This window comes from Acinetobacter sp. 197 (assembly GCF_048148385.1).
GTDB classification, from domain to species: domain Bacteria; phylum Pseudomonadota; class Gammaproteobacteria; order Pseudomonadales; family Moraxellaceae; genus Acinetobacter; species Acinetobacter pecorum.
On sequence record NZ_JAYWZK010000022.1, the window covers coordinates 1 to 14,690 of the forward strand.

Annotated in this window: 13 protein-coding genes and 1 pseudogene; 2 read left to right on the top strand and 12 right to left on the bottom strand. The window is 41.6% G+C overall.

All coding sequences use genetic code 11. From position 1 onward, the window contains the following. The 5 genes and pseudogenes from VXQ11_RS15120 to VXQ11_RS15140 all read right to left on the bottom strand — a co-directional run. Positions 1 to 365, bottom strand: a pseudogene (locus tag VXQ11_RS15120) (hypothetical protein); the annotation flags it as partial. Between the two features lie 7 nt (positions 366 to 372). Continuing rightward, positions 373 to 2,037: an OmpP1/FadL family transporter gene (locus tag VXQ11_RS15125; protein ID WP_416682332.1), complete on the bottom strand. Its 1,665-nt coding sequence runs from the start codon at positions 2,035 to 2,037 to the stop codon at positions 373 to 375. 12 nt (positions 2,038 to 2,049) lie between these two features. Next, on the bottom strand, positions 2,050 to 3,252 hold the full coding sequence (locus tag VXQ11_RS15130) for a hypothetical protein (RefSeq protein WP_416706391.1): 1,203 nt from the start codon (positions 3,250 to 3,252) through the stop codon (positions 2,050 to 2,052). A 37-nt stretch (positions 3,253 to 3,289) separates the two neighbouring features. After that, positions 3,290 to 4,123: a C39 family peptidase gene (locus VXQ11_RS15135; RefSeq protein ID WP_064101824.1), complete on the bottom strand. Its 834-nt coding sequence runs from the start codon at positions 4,121 to 4,123 to the stop codon at positions 3,290 to 3,292. Positions 4,124 to 4,311: 188 nt separating this feature from the next. Next, positions 4,312 to 5,256: a DUF6160 family protein gene (locus tag VXQ11_RS15140; RefSeq protein WP_064097042.1), complete on the bottom strand. Its 945-nt coding sequence runs from the start codon at positions 5,254 to 5,256 to the stop codon at positions 4,312 to 4,314. A 259-nt stretch (positions 5,257 to 5,515) separates the two neighbouring features. Between VXQ11_RS15140 and VXQ11_RS15145 the strand changes: the two genes are divergently transcribed. Beyond that, positions 5,516 to 6,847: an anthranilate synthase component I family protein gene (locus VXQ11_RS15145; RefSeq protein WP_416706392.1), complete on the top strand. Its 1,332-nt coding sequence runs from the start codon at positions 5,516 to 5,518 to the stop codon at positions 6,845 to 6,847. A gap of 146 nt (positions 6,848 to 6,993) precedes the next feature. Here VXQ11_RS15145 and hisC read toward each other — a convergent pair whose 3' ends face one another. Both hisC and hisD read right to left on the bottom strand, forming a co-directional pair. After that, positions 6,994 to 8,085 (bottom strand): histidinol-phosphate transaminase, encoded by a 1,092-nt coding sequence (gene hisC / locus VXQ11_RS15150; protein WP_416706393.1) that lies wholly within the window; start codon positions 8,083 to 8,085, stop codon positions 6,994 to 6,996. A gap of 169 nt (positions 8,086 to 8,254) precedes the next feature. Next, entirely contained in the window at positions 8,255 to 9,556 is a 1,302-nt protein-coding gene (gene hisD, locus VXQ11_RS15155) for a histidinol dehydrogenase (protein WP_416706394.1), read from the bottom strand. Between the two features lie 175 nt (positions 9,557 to 9,731). On the opposite strand from hisD, the gene VXQ11_RS15160 reads away from it, so the two are divergent. Then, on the top strand, positions 9,732 to 10,079 hold the full coding sequence (locus VXQ11_RS15160) for a nuclear transport factor 2 family protein (RefSeq protein ID WP_144724236.1): 348 nt from the start codon (positions 9,732 to 9,734) through the stop codon (positions 10,077 to 10,079). Positions 10,080 to 10,142: 63 nt separating this feature from the next. On the opposite strand, the gene hisG is transcribed toward VXQ11_RS15160, so the two are convergent. The 5 genes from hisG to VXQ11_RS15185 form a co-directional block, all read right to left on the bottom strand. Next, on the bottom strand, positions 10,143 to 10,844 hold the full coding sequence (gene hisG, locus VXQ11_RS15165; RefSeq protein ID WP_064101829.1) for an ATP phosphoribosyltransferase: 702 nt from the start codon (positions 10,842 to 10,844) through the stop codon (positions 10,143 to 10,145). Then, positions 10,844 to 12,100 (bottom strand): UDP-N-acetylglucosamine 1-carboxyvinyltransferase, encoded by a 1,257-nt coding sequence (murA, locus tag VXQ11_RS15170; RefSeq protein WP_144724235.1) that lies wholly within the window; start codon positions 12,098 to 12,100, stop codon positions 10,844 to 10,846. Before murA ends, hisG begins: the two co-directional genes overlap by 1 nt. A 7-nt stretch (positions 12,101 to 12,107) precedes the next feature. Beyond that, positions 12,108 to 12,359, bottom strand: coding sequence for a BolA family iron metabolism protein IbaG (gene ibaG, locus VXQ11_RS15175; RefSeq protein WP_004646023.1), 252 nt, complete (start codon positions 12,357 to 12,359; stop codon positions 12,108 to 12,110). 133 nt (positions 12,360 to 12,492) lie between these two features. Continuing rightward, positions 12,493 to 12,825, bottom strand: a complete 333-nt coding sequence (gene hpf, locus VXQ11_RS15180) for a ribosome hibernation-promoting factor, HPF/YfiA family (protein WP_144724234.1) — start codon at positions 12,823 to 12,825, stop codon at positions 12,493 to 12,495. 184 nt (positions 12,826 to 13,009) lie between these two features. Then, positions 13,010 to 14,461 carry an RNA polymerase factor sigma-54 gene (locus VXQ11_RS15185; protein WP_064097050.1) on the bottom strand — a complete coding sequence of 484 codons (1,452 nt, stop codon included), beginning with the start codon at positions 14,459 to 14,461 and terminating at the stop codon, positions 13,010 to 13,012. Between the last annotated feature and the right edge of the window lie 229 nt (positions 14,462 to 14,690).

Consider the following 14,690-nt stretch of genomic DNA (forward strand, 5'->3'; position numbering starts at 1 on the left):
TGTACTGGTTGTACTGGTTGTACTGGTTGTACTGGTTGTACTGGTTGTACTGGTTGTACTGGTTGTACTGGTTGTACAACCATATTATGGTCCTGCCTAGACTTCACTTGTCTATTTTCAGTGACTGGTATTTTTTCCAAGTTTTGCTGCACCGAGGAGGATTGGACTGCTACCACAGTTCCTGTTTTTTTAGAGGATGGATATTTTTCTTCAGTTTTTTTCTCTGCAGGGTTACCGGGTACAACTAATGGTCGCCCATCCGGACCAATAATCGTAATAAATTCTTTAGCACTTGTAGTAAAAGATAAGGGTACCAGATTTAATACCAGTACCGCTGCCCATCCAACTTTCCCTGTCTTGATCATGTCTTTGTTACCAACGCGTGCGATAGTTCAAACCTAAAATGGTAATTTTGGTATCTGTTTTGATGTTTAAACCTGCATATGGGTTTAATAGCAAATTATTTACCCCGGTCTGGTTAGCTAAACTACTGGTATTTGCTGGAATCTGATCCTTACCGCGTAAGAAACCAATCGATAGATCCAGATCAGTGTCTGCATCAAAACGATAACCTACCCCCAGGCCAAACAACTGTGCACCATTAATAGGTACCATAGTATTGCGCTTATCCTTTGGAATGGCACTGGTTCGTGGCTCATAACCTGCGCGAAGCTTTAGACGGTCGGTTGCCGAATACTCCATCCCTATACCGAAGTTCCATGGTGACTTAAATCCCATAGGTAAAGCCAGACTAGAATCGGTCACATTTCCAGACAAGATTTTGGCGATCTTTAAAGCGGAAAGCGTACGATCAAACTCGAATTTAAACTTATCCCAAACCTTATAATCCGTCCAGCCGACATCAAAATTCACCTGTAAATCAGGCATTACCTTATAGGTGATCCCTGCCTGGAAATGGGCTGGATATTCGAAATCCATCGACACCAAACCAGACTCACTGGAAGGAATATAATTTGGAAATCCCAGAATTGCAGCCAGAATCTGTCCGGTAGGCGAGGTCATTAAACCTTTAATCATCTCTTGCGGTGCTTTGGCATTATCAATATGGAATTTACCTTTTAGACGCATTTTTGCAGCGCTTTGATAAACCATACCAAAACTAAAGTCTTCGCGCGGTTCCCATAATATACCCAAGTTATAGCTGGGGCTTAAATTTTGCTCGAGCGACAACTGCATTTGGCCAAATTTGCCAAATGGATTCATGCCTTCGTCAGCATTACAAATTCCGAGTAAAAGAATGTCAGTAATGATGTCAGAATTTTCTTTAAACGGCGTACAGACAACCTCATCGATCATTCTTAGCATGCCGATCAGTTCATTTGGAAAACGCAAGTCTGTTTTCATCGCAATAGCCTGATACGACATCCCGACAGATGCACCAATCGACAGCTGGTCGTTAACCTCATAACCGACAGATGGAGACAGATAAGTAATCCGCTCCAAGGCAACCTGCTGACCCATGAAGTTTGCAGGACTTCCATCTTCCTGACCAAACCCGGCCATTAACGGTGCATAAATTGCGGTCGCATAGGTTGCTTTAGAACCAGGTGGATTGTAGGCAGCCCCCATGGTCGGCGCAACCAAAGGAAGGCCTTCGCCCAAATCGACCATTTTTTTAAGATAAGGCACAAAAAGACTGACGTATTCTACATCACCACTGACCTTGCCTTTAAAATCAGTACATATATCAGATGAAACTTCCGGTCCATCATGACAAACCATGGGGTCATCAGAATAGCCAAATACGTTATATCCAGCCGGCACTGAAAACTCACGCTGGATATCAAAATTAGCGACAATAATCTGCTGTTCTGTTTGCAGGCCCTGAATCTTAGTCAGGCCTGCCGGGTTAAAGTGAATGGCATTAACCCCTGGAGGATCTGCAGTTACAGCATTTCCCATAGATAATGCGCGCAGATCCACCGAAAGGTTGGCCCCTAGTTGCGCAAAAGTATAACTTGAACAGCCCGCAAGAATGATTCCTGTTAATAACGGGCTAAGTCGAATGGTTTTCATACGACACCCCTATTAACTGATTTTTTTACCAAAACCTAAAATATCAAGCGGGAATGACAATCCCAACGAAACATCCGGCGCATCTTCAGTCAGCCCCAAGCCAACGGTACCATTTACAATTGTTTCTGGAGAAACCCTGACCCCTAATGAAATCGCAAAAGTAGCACTGGTCTGATCTGCAGCAGAATAACTTTCACCCGTGTTATAGCTAAACTCAGCTCCCGTATTGAAGCTTTGTTGATAGGACATGGTCATCGAAACATCATAGTTAAATGAGTAGGCGAAACCGAATGCAAACCCCCCACTAATTCCGGGATCAAATTCTTCAATAATACGATAACCACGACGTTGGTTCAGACCGGATTCTTTAAACCCATAGTTGGCAGAAATTGATGCAAACAGTACGACCGGATCAATGTATTTACGCGTACTGGCCCCTAGCCCCGCAGAATAATATCCTTTACCAATACCGAGATCCGTGGCTGCATTAATTTCGTAAGGGCTTTCACCCGTTTTGGTAGATAAATTTGCAAATAAAATCAGAGGTAGGCGGCCGGCTTTTAATGGGAAAGGTTCCCAGCGCGCGCCCATACTAATATCACCCAGTCCAGCAGTCGAGGTATCTTTCAGCAAGTCGGTCTTGGCCACCAAAGGTAGGGATGCAGTTAATGTCAGATTATCTTTCACCCCATATTGGAAAGTGAAAGTATTGGTCAGAGTATGTGTTGCATTTTCTTGCACCCGCAATTGATATAATTGTCCCTGAGCCATTTCTAGGTCAAGTTGGGTATCTCGATAGTAGGTATAATCAATATCGTAATAAGAGGAAATATCACCTTTTTTAATCAGTGAATATTGACGTTCATTTGACGTAAATACTTCTTCGAGATTAGTTGCCTGAGTTGCATCGCCTTCTTGTTGCTGTAAAGCCTGAGATGCATCTGTGACCTGTTTAGGTTGAGCTTCTACAGGTACTGTAGTTTTAACAGTAGTATCTTCAACTACTTCATATCCCCCTAATTCTACATCTTCTGCAACCTGTGTTTCGACTTGCTCAGTTTGAGGCTGTACTGCTGCAGTTTCAACTACAACTTCCTCATCAACCGTTTCGTATTCACCTAGTGCTGGTTCTTCTGCAGCAAATGCAACGCCCATTACCATTTGAATGCTCAGTGCCAAGAACGTCTTGTTCATCCATTTACTGTTCATATCCATTTCACCATTTTAATTTTTATTACTGTTTTTCTTTACTTTATTTATTCTTGTAATACAGTCTCAGGAAATTATATTGATACTCCCCAAACTTTTCTGATTCTGTATTACGATTACGGTCCATACGGATTGTAGAAGCTTTATCAGCAATTTTATCCATATAAAACTGTGGATATTGCATGTCGACCAAGGCATAGCGGTTAATTGTCGCATCCTCTACATGGCGCATATCTGATTCTTTTAATGCCAGAAAATTTTTGCGATATTGCTCAGGGACATTGATCAGGAACAAGGTGTTATTTTCCCAAATATCCTGAAAACGCCGCTCATCAAAACTGATATTGCCAAGTGCTGGATCTGCAACATAAACCCGGCCATTTTTATAGCCCTTATACACCACAAAATGCTTAAAGCCCGCATAGGAAATCGGAACAATGGCAGGCTGATCTTGATTGACTAAATCCTTGAATTCTCCTCGATAGCCTCCGCTTTCCAACCCTAAGGCTGAAACAAAGCGCTTCATATCAAGTAGAGAAAAACTACGGCGTTCAACAATTTTATCCGTTTCACCGAATTTCATCAGCCCACTCATGACTTGCTGCTCATCCAGCTGCGTACCGACATAACCGTTGAGTAAGGTAGTAAGTGCTGCTGAACCACAACTATAGTCATAAGCCTGACGTACAATACCCTGGAATTGATCCAGCAGTGCCGGCTTTATTTCTACTGTTTCGCGGTGCATGCGTTTAAAAGAATCATTTCTTGAATCAAGGACTTCAGTATAGTGAACAGCGCCCGGTGGCTGTTTTTTGATATCTAGAGCTTCTTTGGCAGCGTAATACATCAATGCCGAGCCCAACGCGATCTCTAACATAATTATTAACTTTTCTTATGATTGGCATAATATGCCTATTTTTCTTTTTATAGAGTATTCACTCTACTTCCCTGTAACTAGAAAGATACCTTCTTTTTCAAAAAAATACAGCATTTTTTTTATTTTTTGGATAAATGATTCAGTCATAAAAAAAGCGCGTGTAAACACGCGCTTTTTTTAAATGAAGATTAGTGACCAGCAATCGTAATAATCGCACCTGGGGCGTATTGACCTAGCGCAGGGCTGAAATAAGTTTGTAAACCTTGGATTTCCATATCGCCGATTGATGCAGCAGTACGGCTACCTAAATGAATACCTTTCACATAATTATCATGTGCACCGCTCGTGCTAACAATACGGATATAGCCTTTAGATGCCGCTTCCTCACCAAATACGCTAATAGACTGATTTAACGCAAGATCTCTAGAGTTTGCATCTGTTAGTTTGATACTTTCAATGAAGATTTCACCTGCAGCACGAGTATCAGTTTTCGTTGAATTATCCAAGATGCCTAGGTCTTTAATTTCCAGACCACCGATCATATTTGCATTTAATTTAATCATTGCGCCTTGAGGTGCTGCACCTAATTGAATGTTTGCAGACATTGGACCTGTTTTAATTGACAAACCAGATAAAATTGCATTTGTCGTACCTTGACCACCACGACGAATAGACGTTGCATCTGCAGCTGGTTCATCACCAGATGCCACAACACCAATTTGACCAATATGAATATCTAAACCAGATACTGCTGCTGCAATATTAATGAATGGATTCCCACCACCAGCATCAGAGTCAATTTTCAAGTCAGCGAGGTTACGTGTAGGCAATAAATATGCACCATTATTATCATAGTTAGCACCAACTACTACACCGTGAGCAGCTGTTGCACCTTTACCATTTGCTTCAATAACAATCGCACCTGCTGCACCTGTACCACCAGCTCCAGAATAACCATCATTATCATGAATATAGAGTTTTTCAATTTCAATTTTTGAAATACCGATACCAATCGAGATACCTTCCTGACCCGTTGTTTCGCTTAGAGATGCCTCATCCATTGCCTGCATCGCCATCGCATTGGCACTAAATGCAACTGAAGTCGCTAGAACTAATTTTGTGAATTTCTTCATTGTTTACTCTCCCAAGAGTACTATTTTTTTTGATTGTGAATTACTCAGTGTTGAGGCTGTATTTTTTATTTTCTGACAGCTTAAACATCTTTCCTTGAGTAATTTGCTAGCCCACTTAAATTAACGTCGAGTCAGTTTTTGATCAACTGTCGTTGGTCGCAATCTGTCGCTTACCGATAAACGGTATTTCATGATTTAAAAATATTTTCCCGTCTTCTTGATATAAAATAGTAAGTCATCCCGAACTCCCCATAACTGAATGACCGAAGCTCTCTATCATCGTCCCTTAAACTTTGAATCGCCACTAGTTGCAGATCTATTGTCCGCATTGAAGACATTGGATCATCTGGTGTATTTAAATAATAATGGTCAGCCTTTCATTGCCTGTTGTGCTCAGGAATATTTTATTGCCCAGACCTCAGAAACCCAGTGTTTTAAAAGAACAGAGATTGAACAATATCAAGCTGTTCCATCCGAATTCAATCTAGAAATTGGTGGATCAAAAAACCCTCAAAAGCATGGATTTTCTGGAGGTTATGTCGGCTTTATTGGCTATGATTACGCAGCTCAGCAATATATTCATTATCCAGACCGTCCCCAACCCGGTTTATTCATTGGTCAGTTCTCGTCCTACATTAAGCCAAGTTCTGAAGGCTGGATGTTCTATAGTCACGACTCGCAGGCCGAGAAAATTTTCAATCATATCCAAGGCTTGCTTGAACGAGATTTAAGTTATCCAACATTTCAGTTAAAAAGCCCTTGTACTGCACGCTGGACAAAATCTGTTTACACTCAGGCTTTTCAGGAGATTCAGGATTATATTGTTGCAGGTGACTGTTATCAGATTAACTTGACTCAAGAATTTTCAGGTCGTGCCCAAGGCTCCCTCTTAGCGACTGCCCAAGCCTTCTGGTCACTTACCGAAGCACCCTATGCGGGTTATTTGCGCATTGGTGATTTTGAATTACTCAGCTGCTCACCCGAGTTATTTATTGATTTTGAAGCAGATCGAAAAATCATTACCAAGCCGATTAAAGGCACCATGCCACGCTATAGCGACCCTGTGCTAGACGAGCAATCTAGACAAACCTTAAAAGCATCGGAAAAAGATCAGGCAGAAAATGTCATGATTGTGGATTTATTACGTAATGATTTAAGTGTTTATGCGGAAACAGGTACTGTCAAAACACCCAAGCTGTTTAACATTGAAAGCTTCAATCAAGTGCATCATATGGTGAGTGAAGTTGAGGCAACTCTAAAGGAAAATGTGAATCCTTTTGAGGTTTTAATGTCTGCACTGCCAGGCGGTTCAATTACGGGTGCACCTAAAATTCGTGCCATGCAAATTATTGAAGAACTCGAAGGTGCACCGCGTGGGGCTTATTGTGGCTCAATGGGGTATTTTAATTTTGATGGTACAGGCTCCTGGAATATTCTGATTCGCTCTATTCAGAAGTATCAGGAGGAAGTGTCTTTATGGGCTGGTGGTGGCATTACCATTGCATCTGACAGTGATGCAGAATATCAGGAATGTTTTGATAAAGTTGAAGCCATGCTGAATTTACTCAATACCTGGTATGAGCCTGAATAAATGAAAAAAGCGATTCAATTGAATCGCTTTTTTATTTTGAATCCACCCTAACCCTTCTTCACCAAAGGAGGGAATCCTCTAATTCAGTAAAATCAGGAAAGTCCTTCTTTTCTAAAGATGAGAAGCACCGCTTCGCAAGGGAGAGATTAAACTAAAATCTCGTTTTTCAAGGTATCTACCAAACGCTGATTCTGTTCATCCGTACCAATGGTGATACGCAGGAACTGATTTATCCGTGGTTTATTAAAATAACGCACGATGATGCCATGTTCACGTAATTCAGTTGCAAGTTCGCCTGCCTCCTTAGATGGCAATGAGGCAAAAATAAAGTTGGCACTCGATGGTAAGACTTTAAAACCAAGTTCACTCAGTTGAGCAACTAGCATTTCGCGACTCGCAATTACTTTAGCATTTTGCGTTTCAAAGTATGCTTGATCCTCAAAAGAAGCCACCGCAGCAGCAATTGCAAAACGATCCATTGGATAGGAGTTGAAGCTGTTTTTTACCGCTTCAAGTGCAGCAATTAAATGTGGTTGCGCGATTGCAAAACCAACACGCAAACCTGCCAATGAACGTGATTTAGACGTAGTTTGGCAAACTACAAGGTTGTCATACTTTTTAACCAAACTTACTGCTGATTCGGCACCAAAGTCCACATAGGCTTCATCAATGACCACCACCGAGTTGGGATTGGCTTGAAGAATTTCTTCAATTGCAGACAAGCCCAATGCAATACTGGTTGGCGCATTTGGATTGGTAATGATAATTCCGCCATTTGGCTGCTTATAGTCATCCACTACAATTTCAAAATCATCATTGAGTGGCAAGACTTTGGTTTTGACACCAAAGAACTGACTATAAACTGGATAGAAACTGTAGGTAATATCTGGATATAAAAGCGGTAATTCTTGAATGAAAAAGGCTTTAAAAATATGCGCTAAAACTTCGTCCGAGCCATTTCCAACAAAGACATTTTCAACAGCAACTTTTTGCTGTTTAGCGATCGCCTGTTTTAGTTCAGATGCATCAGGATCAGGATATAAACGCAATACATCTGCACCATTCGCCAAAACCTTTTGTACCGCTTCTACCACTTTGGGTGACGGCGGATATGGGTTTTCGTTGGTATTGAGTTTCAGTAAATTTTGGATTTTTGGCTGTTCCCCTGGGGTATACGGTTCTAACTCACGTACATCAGGACTCCAAAAACGCATTTGTTCTATAGTGATATTTGACATCTTCATTCTCTTATTTACCCTCTTCCTAACCTCTCTTGGATTTCACTTTAAAGCAGTGCTTAAAGCTCATTCAGGGAGAAGAATCTCCAATTCCTTACATATAATTTTTTCGATGTAAGTTCCCTTTCCTTTCAGGAGAGGGTTAGGGAGAGGTCTTAATATTTTTTAATCACTGATAACGATAACGTGCAGAGCGCGCATGGGCATCCAGATTCTCTTGTTGCGCCAAAATATCTGCTGTTTTTGCTAAGGTTTTCACACCCTCTTCCGAACACATGATCAAGCTTGAACGCTTTTGGAAATCATAAACGCCTAGCGGTGATGAGAAACGTGCTGTACCTGAGGTTGGCAGTACATGGTTCGGACCGGCACAGTAATCACCAATCGCTTCCGGGGTATAACGCCCCATAAAGATCGCACCGGCATGGCGAATTTCTTCGGCCATTTCGACTGCTTCATCCAAGCATAACATTAAGTGTTCAGGCGCAACCTGGTTAATGAGCTCTACACCTTCTGCACGATCTTTCACCAATACCAATGCACCACGATTTTCAATCGATGTTCGCGCGATATCTGCTTTTGGCAAGGCTTGCAAATGCTCTTCAATGGCATCGGCCACATCATTCAACAACTGCTCATCCGGTGTGATAAATACCGCCTGTGCCACCGTATCATGCTCGGCTTGTGACAATAAATCCATTGCCAGCCATTTGGCATTGTTCTGACCTTCGGCATAGACCAGAATTTCAGAGGGTCCAGCGATCATATCAATCCCGACTTGACCGAACACGGCTCGCTTCGCAGCAGCCACGAAACGGTTACCCGGACCTGTGATTTTATCGACTGATGGAATGGTTTCTGTACCATAAGCCAAGGCTGCCACGGCTTGTGCACCACCAATCGTAAATACGCGTGTCACACCGGCTAAATAGGCAGCGGCCAATACCAATGGATTGAGTTCACCATTAGGTGCAGGCACCACCATGATAATTTCCGGCACCCCCGCCACATGTGCTGGCACGGCATTCATCAACACAGAAGATGGATAAGACGCCAAACCACCGGGTACATAGATCCCCACACAATCCAGTGGGGTCACTTTTTGACCTAGCGTATTGCCCAAGGCATCGACATAAGTCCAGCCATCTTGCTTTTGTGCTTGGTGGAATTCCCGAATACGATTCGCTGCAAGTTCAAGCGCTTCCCGGACTGCCGTGCTTAGACCATCAAATGCTGCTTTCAATTGTTCCTGGGTCAGCTCAAGCTCTGAGAATTGATGCGCTGGATGTCGATCGAACTGTTGGGTGAGTTTAAGAACATGAGCATCGCCATGCTGACGAACATCAGCGATGATTTGATCTACGGTTTTTAAAAGTTCGGGGTCACTCACAGTTTCAAAAGCCAACAAATCAGCAAAGACTTGTTTAAAGTTCTGATCTTGAGTCGATAAACGTCGCATCAATTTATCCACAATGAAAATAAAGGGAGGCTTTAGTTTACCTTGTTTCCTATATTTTGTGGGCAACAATCCTCCAGCTTAAGATAGGGTTTAATGAAAATTTAATTTTAAGCGCCTCGGTAAATGATTGAGTGCCTTACTTTCAGGCTAGAATAATTTCAAAAATTAAAAGAATAGGCGAATTTTGATGATGCTTACAGATATAGCCCAATGCTTTTCCACCGGGCAGTTTAGTCAAATCCAATCCTATTTTTCAGAAGACCTCGTATGGGAAATCGTTGGCGAACAACGGCTCTCAGGAATTGAGCAAGTCCTGAAACATTGCCAGTCTATTGAACACTATTTTAAGCTCACACCCCATGAATTTCAGATTCAATCGATTCATCAAGCTGGCCATCACGTGATTATTCAGGGTGAAGCGTATTTTCATCATGCAAATCAGACGACTCATATTTCTGCATGCGATGTCTATAATTTTAATGATTCAAATCAACTGTTTCAGGTCCAATCATATTGTATTTCAATCCAAGAATAATTTTTAAATTTGCAGGCATAAAAAAACCGCCCTATTAAGGACGGTTTTTGTGTTCAGCATAAATTATGCTTTTTTCGCTTGCTCACGTGCTTCAACCGCTTGTTCCAGTTGAGCCAAAATCGGATTTAATAATGCCTGCTTACGCTTAAAGCTGGCTTTATTGACGATCAAACGTGAAGATACCTTACAGATTTCTTCAAGTGGCTCCAGGCCATTGGCACGCAAAGTATTACCGGTATCGACTACATCGACGATGTAATCACCCAGACCAACCAGTGGTGCGAGTTCCATTGAGCCATACAGCTTGATCACATCCACTTGCTCGCCCAGGCTGGCATAGTATTGACGGGTTAAGTTGACGTATTTGGTGGCAATTTTCAGACGACCTTTCGGACGCTCCATCCCCACTTTCCCTGCCGTCATCAGTTTACAAACAGCAATTTTTAAGTCGAGTGGTTCATAGACATTTTGCGCGCCATGTTCCATGAGTACATCTTTACCCGCAACACCAATATCTGCCGCACCATTTTCCACATAGGTCGGTACATCAGAGGCACGTAAAATTAAAATACGTACCTGTTTATGCGTAGTGGGGAAAATTAACTTGCGCGATTTATCTGGATCTTCTAAAAGATTAATACCAGCTGTTTCAAGTAAAGGTAACGTTTCTTTCAAGATACGTCCTTTACTCAATGCCAAAGTTAAACCATGATCAAAATTGCCCATTACGTCAAAGTTTGGATCATCGTTTCTCATATCGCTCATTAACTTACTCGCTTAATTTGGGCACCTAAACCTTGTAACTTCGCTTCAATATTTTCATAACCGCGGTCAATATGATAAATACGGTCAATCAATGTTTCACCTTCAGCGGCAAGTGCTGCCAATACCAAAGAGAATGAAGCACGTAAATCTGTCGCCATCACGGGTGCTGCAGAAAGTTTATCCACACCTGTTACGACTGCATCATTACCTTCCACCTGAATATTTGCGCCCATTCGTGCCAATTCAGGTACATGCATAAATCGATTTTCAAAAATGGTTTCTGAAATTGTCGCAAACCCATGGCCAATGGCATTCACCGCCATAATCTGAGCTTGCATATCTGTTGGGAAATCTGGATGTGGCAAGGTACGGAAGCTCACTGCTTTCGGACGTTTACCCATCATATCCAGTTCAATCCAGTCATCGCCACGGGTGACTTCTGCACCCATTTCTTCAAACTTTTCCAGCACAGCTTCCATCAGAGTTGGATCTGTATGTGTGGTTTTGATCTTACCACCCGTGATTGCAGCTGCAGCTAAATAGGAACCGGTTTCAATACGGTCTGCAACCACTGAGTATTCACAGCCGTGTAAGCTCTCAACCCCAGTCACCACCAAGGTATCAGTGTCTAGACCTTCAATCTTGGCACCCATTTTAATAAGCATTTTTGCAAGATCGGTGATTTCAGGTTCACGTGCAGCATTGCGAATTGTGGTGATGCCATCTGCTAACACTGCAGCCATCAGAATATTTTCAGTACCGCCGACAGTCACCATATCAAAGACCACTTCGCCACCTTTCAGGCGACCATCGACTTTGGCATGTACATAACCGGCTTCCACTTCAATCTCGGCACCCAAAGCTTCCAAGGCTTTTAAATGCTGATCCACTGGACGGGAACCAATGGCACAACCACCTGGAAGTGACACTTTTGCACTACCATAGCGCGCTAGCAATGGACCGAGCACCAAAATCGAAGCACGCATGGTTTTTACGAGTTCATATGGTGCAAACTGGTTATCTAAAGTAGAGGTATCAGCAACAACTGTATCGCCTTCATAAGTCATGGTAATCCCAAGACCTGCAATGAGCTGCACCAGCGTATTGACATCTTTCAGATTAGGCACATTTCTAAGCTTAATAGGAGTGTCAGCCAGAATCATTGCCGCCAATAATGGAAGTGCTGCATTCTTTGCACCAGAAATACGCACTTCACCTTCGAGCTTAATACCGCCCTGAATTAAAAATTTATCCATTAAATGATTAAGCTCCAAATAAGCTTGCTTTGCGCCATTCTTCTTTTGTCATTGCTCGAATTGTCACTGCGTGAACTGCACCACTGGCAATATGGGCATTGAGAGGAGCATAAACAGCTTGTTGGCGTGCAACTGGACGCTTACCTTCAAATTGATCATCTACAATACGGAGATCAAATTTTCCGCCCTGACCACTCACAGCAACATCCGCCTCGGGAAAAGCGGCTTTTAAAATTTCAGTGAGCTGTTCATTATTCATCACAAGACCTCTAATAGGACTAAGGGTGTAAAACGAGCCATTTTACTATAAATAGCAAAAATAATTCACGAATCCCTACATTATATCTATAAAAAAAAGAGGCTTTTAAAACCTCTTTTTTATCATTTGTCCTTTATAGGACTAAAGCATGCTGCTGTAAATGTATTTCCCGGTATCGATCAATTTGCCGTTTAAGTTTTTCTGCTAATATTTTAATCGATGTATACATATCATCTGCGGTGGCGTGTGCAAAAAATTCAATGCCTGGTAATCGGATAATAGCCTCTGCGATATGATTACTACTGCCCTTTCTGGAGGGTTTATCGATTTGATGATCTTTGGAGAGTTTCACTTGCATACTATTCACCTGGTCCAGATGTTTCGTCATTTGTGAAAATTTGCTTTTTATACTTTCTTCAATTGCTGGCGTAATAGATAAATGATGTCCACGAATTGTTATTTGCATAGTTCTATCCCTCACCTTCGTTAGGATTAGAAGAGTCACAATATAAAACAACTTAAATACAGTAACTTATAAAATATATATTCCCATTTCAAGTCCTGAATCAAATCATTTTTGCTGTCACTCAAAAGAAAGAAGATTCATTATGCTGTCATAATGAATCTCTAGAATAGCCAGATTTCAAATTTCAGATCAAGACTTTTCGCTCAGAAGATGAAGGAATATGTAACGATTCACGATATTTAGCTACCGTACGTCGTGCCACATCAATACCTTCATCTTTCAAAATAGTGGCGATCGCATTATCCGACAAAGGTTTGCGGGCATTTTCTTCAGAAACCAGTTTTTTGATTTTGGCACGAATGGCAGTAGAAGAGGCCTCACCTCCTGAGGTGGTACCCACATGACTCGAGAAGAAATATTTCAGTTCAAATAAGCCTCGTGGGGTTAGCATATATTTATTAGTAGTCACACGTGAAACTGTCGATTCATGCAATTCGACTTCTTCGGCAATATCTCTTAACACGAGAGGTTTCATGCCTTCCGCGCCGATTTCCAAGAACATTTTTTGATGTTCTACAATACAGGTTGCAACTTTCAATAAGGTTTTATGGCGTTCATCAATACTTTTAATAAAGTTTTTTGCTTCCAGCATTTGATTACGTAAATACTGATTATCGTCACTTTGATCGGCACGACGAATCATCTTGGCATAGAACGAGTTGATACGTAACTTTGGCAGGATATCCGAGTTTAAATTGACCTGCCAACAGTTATCCTTTTTCATCACGACAACATCGGGTACCTGATAATCTGATTCCTTATTTTCGAATTCCAGTCCCGGGTGCGGTTTCAGTGTTTTTAGCAGATCTACTGCACAGCGCAACTGTTCTTGATTGAGTCCAGTTTGCTTTATCAGCTTAGGAAGTTCATTAGTAATCAATAATTCATAATGTTGCAGAAGTTTAATCGCATCATTTCGACAAGGCGTTGATGCGGGCAAATTATCAAGTTGAACCAGGAGACATTCTGCCAAGCTTCTAGAACCTACACCCACCGGATCTAAACGCTGGATATGTTTTAAAACGACTGCCACTTCATCATCTTCAATTTCTTCTTCAAAGTCCATAGAAGATAAAAGGTGTTGTACCGAAGCCGTAATTTCACTCAAATCTGCATCTAGAAAGCCTTTATCATCCAAGGAGTCAATAATGCAATAAGCAATCAATTTATCCACTTGGGAAAAATTCAATAGATTGATTTGCTCCAGCATATACTCCTGTAGAGTCTGGTGTCCTTGACGATTATCTTCCCGCTCTTCGAATTCGGCCGCCCCAAGGCTCGTAGGCTGATGCGTATAAACATCATCCCAATCTGTATCTACTGGTAAATCATCAGGCAGATGATTAGCATTAAGTTCATTGGTTAGATCATTATGTTCATTATCAGATTCAATAGTAGACAGGCTTTCAAGGGTAATTTGTTCTTCAACTTTTTCTAACAGAGGATTGCTATCAAGTTGCAACTGAACTTCCTGTTCTAGCTCCAGACTTGAAAGCTGCAATAACCGTATTGCTTGCTGTAATTGTGGAGTTAATGACAGCGAGTTCGCAATTTTTATGCCCACTGATAATCTCATTGTGACCCCCTTAATCAAAAATCTCGTTTTATAAGCAATTTTTATGCCGTTTTATTTTTTATAACATAGTTTTGTTTAAAAACATACAAAATGAATTCTTAATTTATAGTCTGTAGGGGTCAAATCACCTATCAGACGGTTCATTTTTAGAACATAAAAAAACACCCCCGGCCTTTAGACCGGGGGTGTTTTGAATAATGAGCTGGCGATGACTTACTCTCACATGGGT

Excerpts from the sequence above, each read along its gene's own strand:
- VXQ11_RS15145 (WP_416706392.1), top strand. The coding sequence starts at position 5,516 with ATGACCGAAGCTCTCTATCATCGTCCCTTAAACTTTGAATCGCCACTA.
- VXQ11_RS15125 (WP_416682332.1), bottom strand. The coding sequence starts at position 2,037 with ATGAAAACCATTCGACTTAGCCCGTTATTAACAGGAATCATTCTTGCG.
- hpf (WP_144724234.1), bottom strand. The coding sequence starts at position 12,825 with ATGCAAATAACAATTCGTGGACATCATTTATCTATTACGCCAGCAATT.
- murA (WP_144724235.1), bottom strand. The coding sequence starts at position 12,100 with ATGGATAAATTTTTAATTCAGGGCGGTATTAAGCTCGAAGGTGAAGTG.
- VXQ11_RS15185 (WP_064097050.1), bottom strand. The coding sequence starts at position 14,461 with ATGAGATTATCAGTGGGCATAAAAATTGCGAACTCGCTGTCATTAACT.
- hisG (WP_064101829.1), bottom strand. The coding sequence starts at position 10,844 with ATGAGCGATATGAGAAACGATGATCCAAACTTTGACGTAATGGGCAAT.
- VXQ11_RS15160 (WP_144724236.1), top strand. The coding sequence starts at position 9,732 with ATGATGCTTACAGATATAGCCCAATGCTTTTCCACCGGGCAGTTTAGT.
- hisC (WP_416706393.1), bottom strand. The coding sequence starts at position 8,085 with ATGTCAAATATCACTATAGAACAAATGCGTTTTTGGAGTCCTGATGTA.
- VXQ11_RS15135 (WP_064101824.1), bottom strand. The coding sequence starts at position 4,123 with ATGTTAGAGATCGCGTTGGGCTCGGCATTGATGTATTACGCTGCCAAA.
- ibaG (WP_004646023.1), bottom strand. The coding sequence starts at position 12,359 with ATGAATAATGAACAGCTCACTGAAATTTTAAAAGCCGCTTTTCCCGAG.
- VXQ11_RS15140 (WP_064097042.1), bottom strand. The coding sequence starts at position 5,256 with ATGAAGAAATTCACAAAATTAGTTCTAGCGACTTCAGTTGCATTTAGT.
- VXQ11_RS15130 (WP_416706391.1), bottom strand. The coding sequence starts at position 3,252 with ATGGATATGAACAGTAAATGGATGAACAAGACGTTCTTGGCACTGAGC.